Consider the following 2,984-nt stretch of genomic DNA (forward strand, 5'->3'; position numbering starts at 1 on the left):
CCCCGGTATTTCAGGGCGAACATGTCCTCGACGTCTGTGGGGTCCTCTCCCGCGAAGCCCAGCTCGTGGCGGACCCGGGCGTGCCAGTACTCGGCGAGGGCTTCGGCGAGCTGGACGGACAGGCCGTGGAGTTCGAGGTAGTCGCGGTAGGAGTTGGCGGCGAAGAGTTCGGCGGTGGCCTCGCCGATCCGGTTGCCGACGGTGACGATCTGGAGGCCGATCACGTCCTGCTCGCCGGACTCCTCGGGGCGGAAGAAGTCCGCGAGGCAGAGTCGGCGGCCGCGGCGCTGGCGGGGGAAGGTGAAGCGGGTGCGTTCGGAGCCGTCCTCGTGGAGCAGGATCAGGTCCTCGCCCTTGGAGACGCAGGGGAAGTAGCCATAGACGACGGCTGCCTCCAGGAGGTTGTCGGTCTGGAGGTGATCGAGCCAGCCGCGCAGGTGCGGGCGGCCCTCGGTCTCCACCAGCTCCTCATACGTCGGCCCGTCACCGCTCCGGGCCTGCTTGAGCCCCCACTGCCCCTTGAACAACGCGCCCTCATCGAGCCAGGAGGCGTAATCCTTGAGCGGGATGCCCTTGATGACCCGGGTGCCCCAGAACGGCGGCACCGGGACCGGGTTGGTGACCGAGACATCCGAGCGCACGCCTTCCTCGGGGCCGGTCTCCTCCGGGACGGGCGCGTCCTTCCTGGGCACCCGGCGCTGTTTCAGCTCGGGCAGGGCGGCGCCGGGGACGCCGCGTTTGACGCCGATGAGGGCGTCCATGAGGCGCAGGCCCTCGAAGGCGTCGCGGGCGTAGCGGACTTCGCCCTCGTAGATCTCGTGGAGGTCCTGTTCGACGTAGGCGCGGGTGAGGGCGGCGCCGCCGAGGATGACGGGGAAGTCGGCGGCCATCTTGCGCTGGTTGAGCTCCTGAAGGTTCTCCTTCATGATCACCGTCGACTTCACCAGCAGCCCCGACATGCCGATCACATCGGCGCGGTGTTCCTCGGCGGCCTCCAGGATCGCGGAGACGGGCTGCTTGATGCCGAGGTTGACGACGTTGTAGCCGTTGTTGGACAAAATGATGTCGACGAGGTTCTTGCCGATGTCGTGGACGTCGCCCCGGACGGTGGCCAGCACGATCGTGCCCTTGCCGTCGTCGTCGGTCTTCTCCATGTGCGGCTCCAGATGAGCCACCGCGCTCTTCATCACCTCGGCCGACTGCAGGACGAACGGCAGCTGCATCTGGCCGGAGCCGAACAGCTCCCCCACCACCTTCATCCCTTCCAGGAGCGTGTTGTTGACGATGTCCAGGGCCGGGGTGGTCTGGAGGGCCTCGTCCAGGTCGGCCTCCAGGCCGTTCTTCTCCCCGTCGATGATCCGCCGCTGGAGGCGCTCCTCCAGGGGCAGGGCCGCGAGTTCTTCGGCCTTGCCCGCCTTCATCGACTTCATGTTGACGCCCTCGAACAGCTCCATGAGCCTTTGAAGGGGGTCATAACCCTCCGCGCGGCGGTCGTAGATGAGGTCGAGGGCGACCTTGACCTGCTCCTCCTCCAGCCTCGCGATCGGCAGGATCTTCGATGCGTGGACGATCGCGGAATCCAGACCCGCCTTGACGCACTCGTCCAGGAACACGGAGTTCAGCACCACCCGGGCGGCCGGGTTCAGACCGAAGGAGATGTTGGACAGACCCAGCGTCGTCTGGACGTCGGGGTGGCGCTTCTTCAACTCCCGGATCGCGCCGATGGTGGCGATGCCGTCGCCACGGGATTCTTCCTGGCCGGTGCAGATGGTGAAGGTCAGGGTGTCGATGAGGATGTCGGACTCACGAATACCCCAGTTGCCGGTCAGGTCCTCGATCAGCCGCTGCGCGATGGCGACCTTGTGCTCGATGGTGCGGGCCTGGCCCTCCTCGTCGATCGTCAACGCAATCAGGGCGGCCCCGTGCTCGGCGGCCAGGGCGCTGACCTGCGCGAAGCGGGAGTCGGGGCCGTCGCCGTCCTCGTAGTTCACCGAGTTCAGCACCGCCCGCCCGCCCAGCTTCTCCAGACCGGCCCGCAACACCGGCAACTCGGTGGAGTCCAGCACGACCGGAAGGGTGGAGGCGGTCGCGAACCGGCCGGCCAGCTCCGCCATGTCCGCCACACCATCACGCCCCACATAATCGACACACAGGTCGAGCATGTGCGCACCCTCACGGATCTGATCCCGCGCCATCTCCACACAGTCGTCCCACCGCGCCTCCAGCATCGCCTCACGGAACTTCCTCGAACCGTTGGCGTTCGTCCGCTCCCCGATCGCCAGATAAGCCGTGTCCTGCCGGAAAGGAATCGTCTGGTAGAGGGAAGCCGCACCCGGCTCGGGACGCGGACTCCGCTCACCCGGGGTGAGCCCCCCAGCCCGCTCCACGACCGCCTTCATATGCGCGGGGGTCGTACCGCAGCAGCCACCGATCAGCGACAGACCATAATCCCGGACGAACAACTCCTGAGAATCCGCCAGACCCTCCGGGCCCAACGGGAAATGCGCACCGTCCTTGGTCAACACCGGCAGACCGGCATTGGGCATGCACATCAAAGGCGTACGGGAATGACGGGCGAGATACCGCAGGTGCTCGCTCATCTCGTCCGGACCGGTCGAACAATTCAACCCGATCAGATCAATACCCAACGGCTCCAAGGCGGTCAGCGCCGCACCGATCTCAGAACCCAGCAGCATCACACCCGTCGTCTCGAACGCGAGCGAACAGATCAGCGGCACATCAACACCCAGCGCGTCCATCGCCCGACGCGCACCGATGATGCTCGACTTGGTCTGAAGCAGATCCTGCGTGGTCTCGACGATCAACGCGTCCGAACCACCCGCGAGAAGACCCTCGGCGTTCCTCTGATAACCGTCACGCAGGACGTCGTAGGCGATATGGCCCAGCGAAGGCAGCTTGGTGCCCGGACCGATCGAACCGAGGACCCACCGCTGACGGCCATCCTTCTCGCCGAACTCATCCGC

General features: G+C 66.3%; 1 protein-coding gene. It reads right to left on the reverse strand.

The genetic code is table 11. The annotated features are described in order from the left end of the window. The coding region (gene metH, locus ACLJPL_RS33955; protein ID WP_411084801.1) for a methionine synthase at positions 1-2,984 on the reverse strand (2,984 nt) is incomplete at both ends.

The organism is Streptomyces sp. cmx-18-6, assembly GCF_046548915.1.
Lineage (GTDB): Bacteria > Actinomycetota > Actinomycetes > Streptomycetales > Streptomycetaceae > Streptomyces.